Origin of the sequence: Lederbergia wuyishanensis, assembly GCF_022900255.1 — a bacterium.
Taxonomy (GTDB): domain Bacteria; phylum Bacillota; class Bacilli; order Bacillales; family Bacillaceae_C; genus Lederbergia; species Lederbergia wuyishanensis.
The window spans coordinates 102130-116814 of the sequence record NZ_JALIRM010000009.1; the positions used below are offsets into that span (position 1 = coordinate 102130).

Sequence of the window (14685 nt, forward strand, 5' to 3'; positions counted from 1 at the left end):
TTATTATAACATGAAACCCCTTATAAGTTTCCAAATTTGCTTGAAAAAATTGTTATAAAAATTTGGAAAAGATGTGGATCTTATTTACTATGGATTAGATATAAGTATAGCCAAAAATAAAAAAAATGAAACATAAAATGGAATATTTTTCATCGACATTTTATGTTTAAAAATAAGAATAAATTTAGAACTCAAAACTTTGTCAATCCCCCTAAGAAAGAAGCTGCGTCCTTCAGAAGAATCCCTAAATTAACCTCTTTGAGGGTAAAGCCGTCTTTTGGACTTTTACAAAAAATACAACCTTTATAAAAACAGCTTTTGTTTGAAAAATGTAATGTTTATAAAATGTATTTTGTGGTATATAACAGGAAAATTGATGATAACAGAGGATATGGCAGTAATTTTAATGAAAAGTCTTTGTAACATGGCGAGAGGTTATTCAATCCCAGCTTATGCGCATATACAATACTTATAATCATTTGTAATGATTTCATAATCCCCGTACCATTAATATAGGCAGTTTACCCACTACAAAGTCCAGGTTTTTCTCTTCAAATCTTCCTACCTAAAAATCTGTTATGTTCTACTCTTAAAACAGCCTGTTTGCTAGTAAAAAAATAATAAAAAAGGAGTTTTTATTTGTCATGCGTAAATTTTATCTGATTGTGTTTACTAGTATGTTACTTTTATTGACTGCATGTAGCAGTGGAGCTAGCAAAGATAGCATAAAAGTAATCAAGTTTGCCGATGCAGGGTGGGACAGCCTTCGTGTCCACAACAGCATTGCACAATTTATTGTCGAAGAAGGATATGGGTATGACACAGATGTAACTGTTGGAACAACTGCTGCAACGGTACAAGCGTTGGAACAAGGTGATATCAATGTTTATATGGAATTATGGACAGATAACATTAAGGAAGTTTACGAAAAGGCGATCGAAAAAGGGAGCATTATTAAAGCTTCAACAAATTTCGATGATAATGCACAAGGATTGTATGTGCCATCGTATGTGATTGAAGGGGATAAGGAGCGGGGGATTGAACCAATTGCTCCTGATTTAAAGACTGTAGAAGATTTGGCGAAATACCCAGAGATTTTTAAAGACCCTGAAGATCCAAGTAAAGGAAGAATTGTTGGTGCACCTTCAAGCTGGGTAGTAAGTGAACATTTGGAAACAAAAATCAAAACATACGGATTGGACGAAACATACAATTACTTGGCTCCAGGATCAGATTCGGCTATTGTTGCTTCACTAGCCGGGGCTTATAAAAAAGGCGAGCCGTGGGTCGGATATTATTGGTCACCTACATGGGTAACGGCTGGATTTGACCTAACACTTTTAGAAGACCATCCATATGATGAAGCGATGTGGGAGGAAAATAAAGGGACAGAATTCCCACCAAATGATGTTGTCGTTGCAGTTCATAAAGATTTTCCTACACAAGCAAAGGATGTCTATGAGTTTTTACAAAACTACAAAACAAGCAATGAATTAACAGAGGAAGCACTCAATTATATGGAAAAAAATGAAGCAGAGGCAGATGAAGCGGCAAAATGGTGGATGAAAGAGCATGAAGATGTTTGGACCGAGTGGGTGCCGGAAGATGTGGCCGAGAAGGTGAAGAAAGCGTTGAACTAATAGACTCGTAGTTTGGGAGGATAGAACTGCATAAGCTTGCAGTTCTCCTCTTTTTATAGAGTAAGAAGGTCTTAGCTTTGAATGAAGTCTTTGAATGTCCGGCTGCTCATCCAAAAAGTCAAAGATCGTTTTTTGGGGGGAGGAAAATCTTTGTTAGTTGCCTAAAGACTGTATGCTTGTGCTTTTTTAGCAGTATTGAAAAATTAATAAGAAAGGTGTTGGAATAGCTGTTTTTATACAGCTTGTCATTATGAGTGAATTTCCTGATATACGCGTACCAATAGGTCAGGGCGTAGAAAAGTTTATAGATTTTTTAGCTGAACATTTTGAATGGTTTTTTGATTTTATTTTTGCTATAGCATCAAACTCGATAAAGGGTCTTGAAACTGCTTTACTAGCAATTCCATGGTGGGCTTTTATCATCATCATTTTTTTACTCGGGTGGTATTTTACAACCTTTTATGGTGGATTACTATTCTCATTTTTTATGTTTTTAGTTGGAACGTTTCATTTATGGCCGGAAATGATGACGACTATCGCAATTATTTTAATCTCCGTTTTACTTTCACTTATTATCGGAATCCCACTTGGAATTTTTATGGCGTTTAATAAGGTTTTATCGACGGCTATGCGTCCAATTTTGGATGCGATGCAGACCATGCCAAGCTTTGTATATTTGATCCCTGTCATCTTCTTTTTCCCTCTTGGAAACGTTCCGGCCGTGATTGCGACGGTTATTTATGCACTGCCGCCAGTGAGCCGGTTAACGGAGCTTGGAATTCGAAATGTAAATAAGGAAGTCATAGAATCTGCACAGTCATTTGGATCGTCAACGACTCAAATGTTAGTAAAAGTTCAGCTTCCTCAAGCATTGCCTACAATGATGGCTGGTATTAACCAAACAACAATGATGGCACTAGCGATGGCAGTCGTCGGTTCAATGGTCGGAGCACAAGGACTTGGTGAACGAGTTTTATATGCAATAAATCGTATTGATATTGCATTAGGCTTTGAGGCAGGGATTAGTATCGTTTTCCTTGCAATCATCATCGACCGTATTACAGGTGGAATTGCTGAACGTCTTCAAAAGCATAGGAGGGAAGACAAATGACGGTAAAAATGAAACTTGAAAATGTATCAAAAATCTTTGGGAAACGAGCAAGAAAAGTCATCCCTTTAATTGAAAAGGGAGTATCGAAAAATGATATTTTAGCCAAAACAGGTTATACGGTTGGCGTTTATAATGCCTCGATGGAAATTATGGAAGGAGAAACCTTTGTCATCATGGGGCTCTCCGGCAGCGGAAAATCAACATTAATTCGCTGCTTGAATATGTTGAATCGTCCTACTACTGGAGCCATTTATGTGGACGGAGAAAATATCGTTCAATATAATGCACAACAGCTAAAAAACTATCGGCAAAAGAAAATTGCGATGGTGTTTCAGCATTTTGGCCTTTTTAGCCATCGTACTGTTCTTGGAAATATCGAATATGGATTGGAAGTCCAAGGATTGGCGAAAGAAGAACGCCGTAATATTGCTCAAAAACATTTGGAAGTAGTAGGGTTGAAGGGGTATGAGGATAAATATCCTGATGAGCTATCTGGTGGAATGCAGCAACGTGTTGGGATTGCACGCGCCTTAGCGAATGATCCTGATATTTTATTAATGGATGAACCGTTCAGTGCACTTGATCCATTAATTCGCAGAGAAATGCAGCTGGAGCTTCTTGATATTCAGAACAGATTGAAGAAAACGATTATTTTTATTACCCACGATGTAAATGAAGCTTTTAAAATAGGTGACCGCGTTGCAGTTATGAAAGATGGTGTCGTCGAACAAATCGGAACTCCGGAAGAAATACTAGAGGAACCTGCGAACGAATATATTTCCGAGTTTATAAAAGACATCGATCGCTCTAAAATTTTACAAGCAGAACATATAATGGTGAAGCCATTCGGATTAGTTTCGTTGAAAGACGGATTGAATGTAGGGGTGAAAGTGATGCGAGCAAACGGAATATCCAGTGCCTTTGTCGTCGATCGAGAAAGACGACTACAAGGTCTAGTTACAATTGATCGTGCCATAGAAGGCTTGAAACAAAAGAAAACATTGCAAGAAGTATTGGATACTGACTTCAATACAGTTGGTCCTGATGAATATGTACAGGATATTATTCCGAAAGCTCTTGAAACGAAATATCCGATTGTAGTGGTAGACGAGAAAAAGCACATCAAAGGAATTATTTTGAGAGTGCACGTGTTAGCGAGTTTGATCAGTGAGAATGGGGAAAATGGAGATAATGGCGATGGGGTAGAAGGAGAAGAAAACGTAATTGTGTAGGTTAACCTGAGAAAGGCGGGCAGGAGCTCTTCCTCTGTATTTTTGGTTTGGAAGATCACGATGAAGTTTGCATCGTGCCCTTGCCACTATGAATTTGGTTCGTAAGGTCACGATGAGGGTTCCATCGTGCCCTTACCACTGTAAATTTGACTCGAAAGGTCACGATGGATTTTTTAATAGGATGGCGCCCCTCGTTATTGTATGATATCTGTCGAATGTTCAAAAGGACAAGACCTCTTCGTGGCATCCTTTCAAACATACCCAAAAACACGCACCTATTTAAATATCCCAAACTCCTTTATTCCAGTTGAAAGTCTATCCATCGTTTTCTTCAATTTTGTTCGTGAATCTGGTAGTAATTCAATGCCCGACCTCCGTGCGATTGTTTCTACGACTTCATCAATTGTCATGGAATCTGTATATATTTGCTCTTGAAAAATATCTTTCTCTAAGCTTTCTAGACGTTTCGCCATTTGTTTGTGTGCCCAGGAATTTTTTCCTTCAAGCCTCTTTTTAAGTCGTTTTTCTATTGTTTCTTCTGTTGCTGACAATGTGAAATGCTTAATTTCTATTCCATCCACTCTTAAACGTCCAACGATTTGATTAAAATAAACTTCATTTGTAAGCGTCATGGGAACAATGAGAATTCCTGAATATTGTTCGGCGATTTGTTTTAATAGTTTATAATTGGCTTCTCTCCACAACGGATAATCTTGAAAATCACTTTTTGCTATCGTCATGGGAACATTCCGCATTAAAACGTATCCAAATCGTTCCGGATCATATACATGGGATTCCTTTATCCTTCGGTGTAATTCATAGGCGGTTGTAGACTTCCCCGAACCAAAAGTTCCATTAATCCATATAATCAATAATGTTCTCCCCTTATAACAGCCACCGGATTTATTTCCGCGTATCATAATATAGATAAATCAATTTAGAATTACATTCAGATTAATAGTTGAAAACTTTAGTTTTTCAAGGGGCAATGCCTTTTCCCACATAGAGTTGCAATACTTTGCAATGAGGACTCCAATAAGGCTAGCAACCCAGAAAGCCAATGCTTGTCAACAGTCTAAAGCGCCGGATTTGGTCCAGCGCCTAACACTCATTTAATTTTACTATAGTAATTTTTTTCAAGTATTTTCGTGGAGTAGTAGAATTTAGCGTCGACAACCGAAGACATATATTTAACATAATCCTCATCGACTTGTTCTCCGTTATTTGCTACGAATGTCCGTGAAGCTGAGTTGTACATTCCCTTATCGGTTATAAAGCTTTTATTTAAAAATGGAACGAGCGGCTCAGCATCGGAAAATATATCCCTACCCATCAGAAGCCTCGAATCGTAATCTATGCCAAGCAAATTAGAGAGCGTTGGTAAAATATCTAAACTTGAAGCAGGTTTTGTAATGACTTCTGGCTTCATTCCTTTTGTATATAAAATAAATGTATTCTTGTAAAGTTCAAAGTTTCTTTCAACAGGATGACCTGCTAGTTCATCGATTGTACTATCATCGAGACCGTATGGGTAATGATCTGCACTCATAGCAATCAATGTTTTGTCCGCAACTCCGGCTTTTTCCAATTCGGCTAGCAAATTTTCTAAGGCACGATCTAGTTCAAGTTGCGTTGCTATATAAGCCTTTGCTTGGTCGGAGTATGGCAAATGCTCAACATATTTTTTGTTTTTCCATGCAATATAATTTCCTGTAAATGAATACTGCATATGACCACTTACCGTCATGTAATAAGTATGAAATGGCTGGTCCTGAACGTATCCCTGCACTGTCTTCTCCATCATTTCCAGGTCTGATTCCGGCCATGTTTCTTTCACAACAAGCCCGTTTCCGAGTCCTTTGTATTCATATCCTAAATTAGGATGGGAAATATTTCTTCCATAGTAAGTGTACGTATGATTGTGATAAGCACGAGTCGAATAATTTAACTTTTTCAACTGATTTCCGAGAACAAAAGGGAGACTATTTTTTCCCGACTCCTGAAAGCTCCACACACCACTTTTCGGTATTAAGCCTTGTAAGGCAACATATTCACCATCTGAAGTGCTGACTTGCCAAATAGGTGTATAAAAATTTGTAAATTGGTACCCTTCATGGGTGAGTTTATATAAGGTGGGGGTTACATTCTCATCAATTGCAAAAGGTGAAAATCCTTCCGCAGTAATGAGGATAAGATTGTAGCCTTTGTATTTCCCCGTGTAATCATTTTTTTCTGTAGGTTGAACGTTTGCAAAATATTGATGCATGTCTTTTACAACTTGATCATTTTCTTCTGAAATCAGTTTAGGAAAATCGATATCCAACACATTGTATTGAACTATTTTTTCTTCTTCTTGTTGCTTTTCTGGTATTTTTTTTGGAGGCTTTTGTTCAATATGGTTAGGCTTACCTATTACAGGAGCCTTTACTTCAGGCGACCAATGAGTGACGAGTCTTTGTAAATCAAGTCGCATTGTAGTTAGTAAGCCAAGATGTTCAACTGAGAGCAGGGGAGAACTGTTCTTAAAATACAAATCATATGCTGTGTTCTGCTCTTTTCCGCTTGCATGTACAGACACGATTCCGGCCGTATAACAAAGTAAAAGTAAAGCAAACAAAACAAACCGTTTAATCCAACTGATTTTTTTAAAAGAAAACATCTTTTTGCCAAAAGCAATAAACATGATGATAGGGAAAAATAGTATGAGGACAATGAGAAAATGGTCAAGTAAATACTGTGCTACATCCTTCCAAAATTCAAAAATCTGGGCCCCATTTCCTAAAGAATACATATTGTAAAAGGTCCGGAAAAATTGAAAATAGATCAATTGAGAAACATATATGAAAACAACAACGATAAACAGAAAACTAGATAGAATCAATCTCGCCATACCTTTTACGAAGCTGCATATTAAATAAATGGCTAACAAATAAGCCGTTAGAAAATAAAAGGAAATGACGATATCTGTGTATGTAAAAGCATTGATCGTCGATATTCTAAAAATAATATCAATAAAGCAAATCGAAAGAAAAAAGTATATGAACAGTAATTCTTCCTTTAACAATGTGGTCATATCTTCACCTCCAAAAAGATAATTCACTTATTTAGACGTAATAGTAAGTAAGGGGTTACAATGTACAGAAAAATTGGTTCAAGTTAAATATATTTTTATTTTAACGTATGTATGAAAGCTTGCCTCATTATTTTCAAATTTTTCAAGAATTTTATTTACTTGTGAAATGAGTAGCAGTATTTTATCGAGGTTAATGGCGTTAAACACAATAAATGAGGAGATATTTTGAAAGGTGTTGTACAGTCTAATGAAAAATTGGCAGTACGCCCAATGTTAAAAATTAAAAAAGCAAAAACCGGATGGTTCGATTATGATTTAAGGCGAAGGTAATTAGTTATTTCTTTTAGAATCCAAAGAAATAAAAACGCCAATTTTATAACTGATCGATGGAATGGAGAAAACTATGAAATGTTTTCACTGACTTTTTAGGTGGAAAATATTGCGGAACTTCATCAAAAGTTTATAGATAACAGTGCAGACTTGAGCGCCTTATTGACCAGGGCGCCTGTGGAATGCAATTTATTTTCAAAAATGCTGATGGGAACAAATTCAATGTATGGGAAGAGTCAGTAAACCAAGGAGAATATCATAAATAGTCCAGTAAACTAGTTTAACATCCACATCTATTATAGAGAACGTGACATAACTATTTTTACAAAGATAAATCCGAGCAATAGGTTGATTAGTGTATATACCCGCTCCTGAAATATACTTCGCTTTCCGTGGGCGGCTGGTGAGCCTCCTCGCTAGTCCCGAGCTGTGGGGTCTCACCTATGCCTTCCTCCCACAGGAGTCTTCGTATATTTCCTCCGCTAAGATAGATCATTGTTCGTCTTTAGGTTTGATTGTTTTAGTTATGTCCCAGCCTCCTCACTACAAGATAAAGCCTAGAATCCAACAATTGCCTATTTCATGGCATTTCGTCATCTTTGACTCGATTTTTAAAAGCTTCATGAGTTGCGATATCTTCCATTTGCTCCGTTTGCCTTGTGTGCTCTTTCTCTTCACTAATACTATTTTTGGGGAAGTTACCTGGATGGCCTTTTTCTTTATGGTTAAAACCTTTGCCTCGACTCATTCTTTTCGCTCCTTTCAGTTTTTACTTCGTTAGTATGCGCAATCCAAAGGAAGTTATTAGGAAAGACGTATAATTATCCAATAGAATAACGGATGGAGGAGTCATTAACTAACAATCTCTTTTTAGAGATCTAATATATAAAATACAAACAAAAACCGCATCCCAATTGTTGAGAGGCGGTTCATCTTTTAAGAAATTCTTGGATAGACCAACGAATATTGCAAATGATCATTTAAAAGCTGAAGGGCGAGGTTTTTATTTTTATCTTTAATCGCATCGACAATTAATTGATGCTCTGTAACCACTTTATTTCTATTCAGTTCATCCATTTCATGAGAGACGCCTGAAAAATATTGAACGACTACATCTGTCAATTGTGTAAAAAGCTCATTATTCGTAGCTTTAATTAATTCTTTATGAAACTCAATATCTAGTTCTTTGAAGGCACTGGAATCGGATGTCTCAGACATTTCAAAAATAATGTTTTCCAATATGGTCAAATGTTTCGTATCGGAATTCACTATAATTTGTTCAATGGCTGTTTTTTCTAGCAACTGTCTCAGTTCGAAAAGTTCTTCAATCCGTTCATTACTCATTTTCCAGAAAAAAAGCAAATGATTTAAAATTACACTAGTATCATCCGAGTTTACGAAAGCACCTTCTCCATGGCGTATAACAATAATGCCAGTTGATTCCAGCGCGCGTAATGCTTCCCTTACAATCACTCTGCTGACATTTAACATACTTGCGAGATCTCGTTCGGAAGGGAGTTTGTCACCCGTTTTCAATTGATGGTCTATAATATATTGCCTTAAGTTATCACTAACGAGCTTACTTAAGGTAAATCTTTCTCTATCTTCAATTCGTTTCAATAGGATCACAGCCTTAAAAAGTTTTAATCTTCTTCCCAATCGTCGATTAAATCATACAAATGATTTAAATGCGTCTCCATCGCTTGCTTTGCTGTTTCCACGTCTTTTGCAAGTATGCTATCAACGACTAGCTTATGTTCTTTATATGAAGCTACGTATTCATCTAATTCAACAATCTGTTCCAGATGATTCATATTAAAATATTCAGAAATAATGGAGGATAACTGAACAAAAGTTTCATTGCCAGTTGCTTTAATTAAGGAACGATGAAAATTTAAATCTTCGTTCTTCGGTTTTTCTCCTCTTTTTGCTTTCTCTAATAGCGCTTCATTCCAAAAGGACATTCGCTCAAGCTTTTCTGTATCATAATGTTCAATAGCAAGACTGATAGCACCTAGTTCTAATATAATTCGAGTATCAATAACTTCTTTAAATTTTTTCTTATCGATTGTTAGGAAAGGGGATATTTTCCGCAAGATACTCTGAATCTTAATTTCTTTCACAAAAATGCCAAGTCCTTGTTTAATTTCAATGATCCCTTGTGATTGCAAGGTCTTTAATGCTTCTCTTACAATCGTTCTGCTTACCCCAAGGGTCTCAATGATTTCTTTTTCGGTAGGTAAACGATCCCCAGGCTGGCATTTATTTTCGGAAATGTATGATTTAATTCTTTCACTTACAACTTCTGATAATGTCTGCTTACGTTGTACAATCAATTATTTTCGCCCCTATCTAATTCAAGTGGAATTAGGGAATTCTTACTACCTATTATAGCGATTATTTTGCTAAGTTTAACTATAAAAAAATTTTAAAAAAATGATTGACATTTTTTATGCAAGCGATTAACTTTAAGTTACAGACATTGAGTGGTCAGACCATAATATGACCCTTGAATAAATCTTACACGTTGGAAAAATTTTAATCAACTGGAAATTTCCATTAGATAAAAATTAACTTCGCTTCAACTGGTAAGACCATAGTATGATAGTTTAGATTGCATACTAAAATTTTAACAGGAAATGAGATGAATATATTGACAGCATGGGATTTGGACAAGTTTAAAGGCGTTTTCGTAGCGATGTATTCAGCGTACGATGATGCAGGAGAAGTTAGCCCGGAAAGAGTGAAAAAACTAGCAAGATATTATGTGAATTCCGGAGTGACAGGATTATATGTCGGTGGAAGCTCTGGTGAAGGTATTCTACAAAACGTTGATGAAAGAAAAGCAGTTTTGAAAGCGGTTATGGAAGAAGTTGGACAAGAACTTATAATCATTGTTCACGTTGGAGCTAACTCTACAAAAGAAAGTAAAGAACTAGCTATTCATGCAGAGGAACTTGGGGCTCATGCTATATCAGCGGTACCAGCAATTTATTATCGCTTATCTGAGAAAGCGGTTCAAACACATTGGCAAGAAATGATTGATAGCTCATCACTTCCTTTTATTATTTACAACATTCCTCAAACAACAGGCTTTAACTTGACTCAAGGTTTATTTAAGAAAATGGCAGCTCAAGATAAAGTAATTGGAATTAAAATGTCAGGCGAGAGTGTGTTTGAACTTCAGCAATTTAAAGCAAATAGTGGAAAAGAGTTTCTAGTATATAACGGCCCAGATGAACAATATTTAGGTGGAAGAATCATGGGGGCTGATGGAGGAATTGGTGGAACATATGGTGTAATGCCTGAATTGTTCTGTCAACTTGATACTTACTTCAAAGAAAGTCAAATTGAAAAAGCTCAAGAGTTACAAAATAAAATTAACTCTATTATCACTAAACTACTAAGCTATCCATCCTTATACGGAGCAACTAAAGCGATTTTAAGTTTAAGAGGTATTGAAACAGGTTCACCTCGATTACCGCTATTACCAGTCCAAGAAAATGATTGGGAATCATTGCGAGAACTAAATCAAGAGATTGAAAGCTTGATCAAAGCATTCGCATAATAGTCGGATTTTTATGAAAAGGAGGAAAAAAGATTGGAAGCGAAAACTGTCACAGGAAAAACAGTAGAGATAAAAAGTCCTAGGAAATCTACTTGGGAGCAAGTGAAGAGAATGAAATTGCTTTATGTCATGCTTCTGTTCCCGGCAATTATGTTATTTATTTTTAACTATCTCCCAATGTATGGAGTTATTATCGCCTTCAAGAACTTTTCGCCAGGTCTAGGTATTTGGGACAGCCCATGGAATGATTTTGACCACTTTAAGAGATTATTTACGGACTTCATGTTTATAAGGGCTTTAAAAAATACGTTATTTATTAGTATTTTGAAAATCGTCATTGCATTTCCAGCACCGATCATTTTTGCTATTTTGCTAAATGAGATCCGTAATCAAAAGTTCTTAAAAGTAACTCAATCAATTTCATATTTACCACACTTTATGTCATGGGTTATTTTGTCAGCTATGATTATTGAAGTATTTTCGCCACAAAGAGGGATCGTCAACTTTCTCATTACCGCATTTGGTGGAGACCCGGTAAACTTTTTGGCTAGTAAAATATTCTTTATTCCTGTTCTACTATTGACGGATATTTGGAAGGAAATAGGGTATGGAGCGATCATTTATTTGGCAACAATTGCCTCTATTGATCCTGCATTATATGAAGCTGCTGAAATGGATGGTGCAGGAAGATTTAAAAAGATGATTCATATTACACTTCCTTCGATTATGCCGATGGTTATTATCCTTTTCATCCTTCGACTTGGAGGAATCTTGAACGCAGGCTTTGACCAAATCTTGAATTTATATAACCCACTTGTCTACGAAGTTGCAGATATTATTGATACGTATGTTTATCGAAGTGGTTTGGAACAATTCCAGTTTGATTATGCAACAGCAGTTGGTTTGTTCAAAAACGTCATCGGTATCATATTCATTTTAGGTGCAAATGCTATTATTCGCCGAAAAAGTGAACATGGAATTTGGTAGAAAGGGGAATCATCTAAATGAAGAAAAAGTTTTCTATATTTGAATTTTGTTTAATCATTGGATTTGTTTTCTTTTCAATCCTAGTTTTATATCCTTTCTGGCAAACAATTGTTATCTCGTTTTCAGATCCGAAGCAAGTCTCAGGACTAGGAATGAATTTGTGGCCAGAAAGGTGGATTACAGATGCTTACCAGTTTGTGTTTACTTATGGAAACACAATGAAGGCATATGCTAATACAATTTTACGTACCGTATCTGGAACATTTTTAATAGTAGCTTTCACAATGTTAGCGGCCTATCCCTTATCCAAAAGAGATTTGCCGTTCCGAAATACAATCACTATCTTTTTCCTAATCGCCATGTTTTTTTCGGGTGGGATTATTCCAGATTATTTACTAATTAAGAACTTAGGATTAATAGATACAAGATGGGCATTGATTTTACCATCAGCTGTAAACGTTTTTTATATCATTATAATGAGAAACTACTTCATGACCATTGATAAAGGAATTGAAGAGTCCGCAATTATGGATGGTGCAGGATATTTTACTATTTTAACGAAAATTATCTTGCCATTATCCAAACCAGTAATCGCAACAATTGCATTATGGGCAGCAGTTTTCCACTGGAATGAATGGTTCCAAGCTCTTGTGTATATCCAAGACGATGCCAAAAGCGTATTGCAAATCGTTGTTAGAAAAATGTTGACCGCGATGGATGTCTCACAATCTGAAAACGCGGCTGCCATTGGAGCAGGTGGAGGTTCATCCAAAAACTTGTTATTAGCAAATGTGCGTGCTGCGACGGTTATGATTTCAATCGGTCCGATTGTTTTGGTATATCCATTCGTTCAAAAATATTTTATAAAAGGGATTATGATTGGTTCCCTTAAAGGGTAACCAATCAAAAAAAGGAGGAAAAAAAGGATGAAAATGAAAAAAGCTTTGCTAGCTGGATTCATGGCAACAGCCCTAGTTGTTTCTGGCTGTGGTTCAAAATCTGGAAACGACAAGTCGACTGAAAAAGTTGATGTCACTGCGTTGCCTAAAGCTGGCGATTACTCGAAAGAATTAACATTAAAACTTTCTGGATCGTTTACGAGAGGGAAAGCAGAAGATGGAAGTTATGTTCAAAAACGATTAGAAAAACAATTTAATGTAAAAATCGTTAACACAAAAGTAGATACATGGGATCAAGAGCAAACAAACTTAATGGTTGCATCTGGGGACTTACCTGATACTTTTTCATTCACTGCAGGTGGTCAAACTCCTCAAGAAATGTTTGATTCAGGTTTAACAAGAACAATCCCTAAAGAAATGCTAGAAAAATATGCTCCACGTTATATGAAAATGTTAGAAGAAAATCAACCTGGTCCTATCATGAACTTGAAAAAGGGCACAGATAACGAATATTTACAATTAGTTGGACAATATGCACACGTAGATGGTATGGCTTGGGGCCCAACTTTGCGTATGGATTGGCTTGAAAAGCTAGGCTACGAAGTACCTGCCGATGCGAAACCAGTAGGTCCAAGCGGTGGCCGTGAGAAAATTTTCTTCACAGAACATGGTTATACTTTGGATGAGTTAGAGCAAATTTTAAAAGATTTCACGTTTAAAGATCCAGATGGAAACGGAAAAAATGATACGTATGGTCTATTACCTTCCAACAATAACCTAAACTGGGCAGCAACACTACTAGGTGCTTTCCAATTAGGTAACGGCTACAACTTTATGGAAGACGGAAAATTAGTCCGCATGGAAGTATCTGAACAGTACAAAGAATTCCTAAAGACTATGGCAAAATGGTATAAAGAAGGAATTATTGACCCTGAATTTACAACATTAGATGAAAAATTGACTTGGGAAAAATACAAAACTGGTAAAATTGGTTACTTTATTGCTCAGCCTGCTTACCTTGCAATGGACGACTGGGCAAAAGGACGTGCTCCACAAAATATCGTAGAAAATGATGATTCTACAGCAAAAGTTCTTGCAACTGCACCTGAAATTGGACCAAATGGACAACAAGGTATCGCAGCATATTTACCAGTAGTTAACTTAGCAGATAGCTTCTATGTTTCTAAAAAAGTAACAGACGAGCAATTAGCACGTATTCTTCAAATCTTTGATTACATTAACTTTGACAATGATGCAAGATGGACATTATACGGAGAAATTGGTGAGCATTCTGATTGGGAAGGCGAGCCTAATAAATCAGCGATCAAAGTACATCCTGATGTTACACCAGAAGAAGGCGATACTGGATTCTGGGCTTACAACTTCCGTACGTATGATAAAGAAAGAGTGCAATGGTTTACTTCTGAGTACACATTAAAGTTAAAAGATGAATGGTATGCTCGAGAAGATATTAAAGAAAAAATGATCATCCGCCCTTACAAATGGGATCTTTTAAATGAAACAAATTTAAGAGAACTTGATAAGCGTTACGGTGGACAACTTAAAACAATTGTTGACGAATTCAGAATGAAAGCTATTGTCGGTGAAGTTGATATCGATAAAGAGTGGGATAAATATGTTGACAGCTGGATGAAAAACGGTGGTAAGGAAACTCTTGAAGAATTAGATAAAGCACCTCTAGTTTCTGACCTTTTACAAGGTAAAAAATAATGAAAAAGGCCGTCCCGCGGTGCCAGTCACTTGCGGGACTTGCTTTCATTTTAACGTAAAATGTTTTTAGCTTGTTTTTTTAATCAACAAGTAGCTTAATTATAAGCATCTAAT

The 14685-nt window shown here is 36.4% G+C and carries 12 protein-coding genes; 7 read left to right on the forward strand and 5 right to left on the reverse strand.

The annotated features are described in order from the left end of the window. The first annotated feature begins 644 nt into the window (after positions 1-644). The 3 genes from MT489_RS12960 (at position 645) to MT489_RS12970 (ending at position 3983) form a co-directional block, all read left to right on the forward strand. The gene (locus MT489_RS12960) at positions 645-1640 is read left to right on the forward strand and encodes an ABC transporter substrate-binding protein (protein ID WP_244681984.1); all 996 of its coding nucleotides are present in this window, start codon (positions 645-647) and stop codon (positions 1638-1640) included. Between the two features lie 250 nt (positions 1641-1890). Continuing rightward, the gene (locus tag MT489_RS12965; RefSeq protein WP_244681985.1) at positions 1891-2751 is read left to right on the forward strand and encodes an ABC transporter permease; all 861 of its coding nucleotides are present in this window, start codon (positions 1891-1893) and stop codon (positions 2749-2751) included. After that, positions 2748-3983, forward strand: a complete 1236-nt coding sequence (locus MT489_RS12970; RefSeq protein ID WP_244681986.1) for a quaternary amine ABC transporter ATP-binding protein — start codon at positions 2748-2750, stop codon at positions 3981-3983. Before MT489_RS12965 ends, MT489_RS12970 begins: the two co-directional genes overlap by 4 nt. Before the next feature lie 275 nt (positions 3984-4258). Here MT489_RS12970 and MT489_RS12975 read toward each other — a convergent pair whose 3' ends face one another. The 5 genes from MT489_RS12975 to MT489_RS12995 all read right to left on the reverse strand — a co-directional run bounded on the left by MT489_RS12975 (position 4259) and on the right by MT489_RS12995 (position 9722). Next, complete coding sequence (locus MT489_RS12975; protein ID WP_244681987.1) at positions 4259-4855, reverse strand: AAA family ATPase; 597 nt, start codon at positions 4853-4855, stop codon at positions 4259-4261. A gap of 236 nt (positions 4856-5091) precedes the next feature. Beyond that, complete coding sequence (locus MT489_RS12980; protein ID WP_244681988.1) at positions 5092-7056, reverse strand: LTA synthase family protein; 1965 nt, start codon at positions 7054-7056, stop codon at positions 5092-5094. Between the two features lie 910 nt (positions 7057-7966). Continuing rightward, on the reverse strand, positions 7967-8134 hold the full coding sequence (locus MT489_RS12985; protein WP_244681989.1) for a hypothetical protein: 168 nt from the start codon (positions 8132-8134) through the stop codon (positions 7967-7969). Positions 8135-8322: 188 nt separating this feature from the next. Then, positions 8323-9006: a FadR/GntR family transcriptional regulator gene (locus MT489_RS12990; RefSeq protein WP_244681990.1), complete on the reverse strand. Its 684-nt coding sequence runs from the start codon at positions 9004-9006 to the stop codon at positions 8323-8325. A gap of 23 nt (positions 9007-9029) precedes the next feature. Continuing rightward, a complete protein-coding gene (locus tag MT489_RS12995; protein WP_244681991.1) occupies positions 9030-9722 on the reverse strand; it encodes a FadR/GntR family transcriptional regulator in 693 nt (230 codons plus the stop codon). A 308-nt stretch (positions 9723-10030) separates the two neighbouring features. Between MT489_RS12995 and MT489_RS13000 the strand changes: the two genes are divergently transcribed. The 4 genes from MT489_RS13000 to MT489_RS13015 are packed head-to-tail and all read left to right on the forward strand — an operon-like array spanning position 10031 to position 14571. Next, positions 10031-10954, forward strand: a complete 924-nt coding sequence (locus MT489_RS13000; RefSeq protein WP_244681992.1) for a dihydrodipicolinate synthase family protein — start codon at positions 10031-10033, stop codon at positions 10952-10954. A 33-nt stretch (positions 10955-10987) separates the two neighbouring features. Next, a complete protein-coding gene (locus tag MT489_RS13005) occupies positions 10988-11941 on the forward strand; it encodes an ABC transporter permease (RefSeq protein WP_244681993.1) in 954 nt (317 codons plus the stop codon). 17 nt (positions 11942-11958) lie between these two features. Then, positions 11959-12840 (forward strand): carbohydrate ABC transporter permease, encoded by an 882-nt coding sequence (locus tag MT489_RS13010; protein ID WP_244681994.1) that lies wholly within the window; start codon positions 11959-11961, stop codon positions 12838-12840. A 27-nt stretch (positions 12841-12867) separates the two neighbouring features. Next, complete coding sequence (locus MT489_RS13015; RefSeq protein WP_244681995.1) at positions 12868-14571, forward strand: type 2 periplasmic-binding domain-containing protein; 1704 nt, start codon at positions 12868-12870, stop codon at positions 14569-14571. Positions 14572-14685 lie beyond the last annotated feature (114 nt).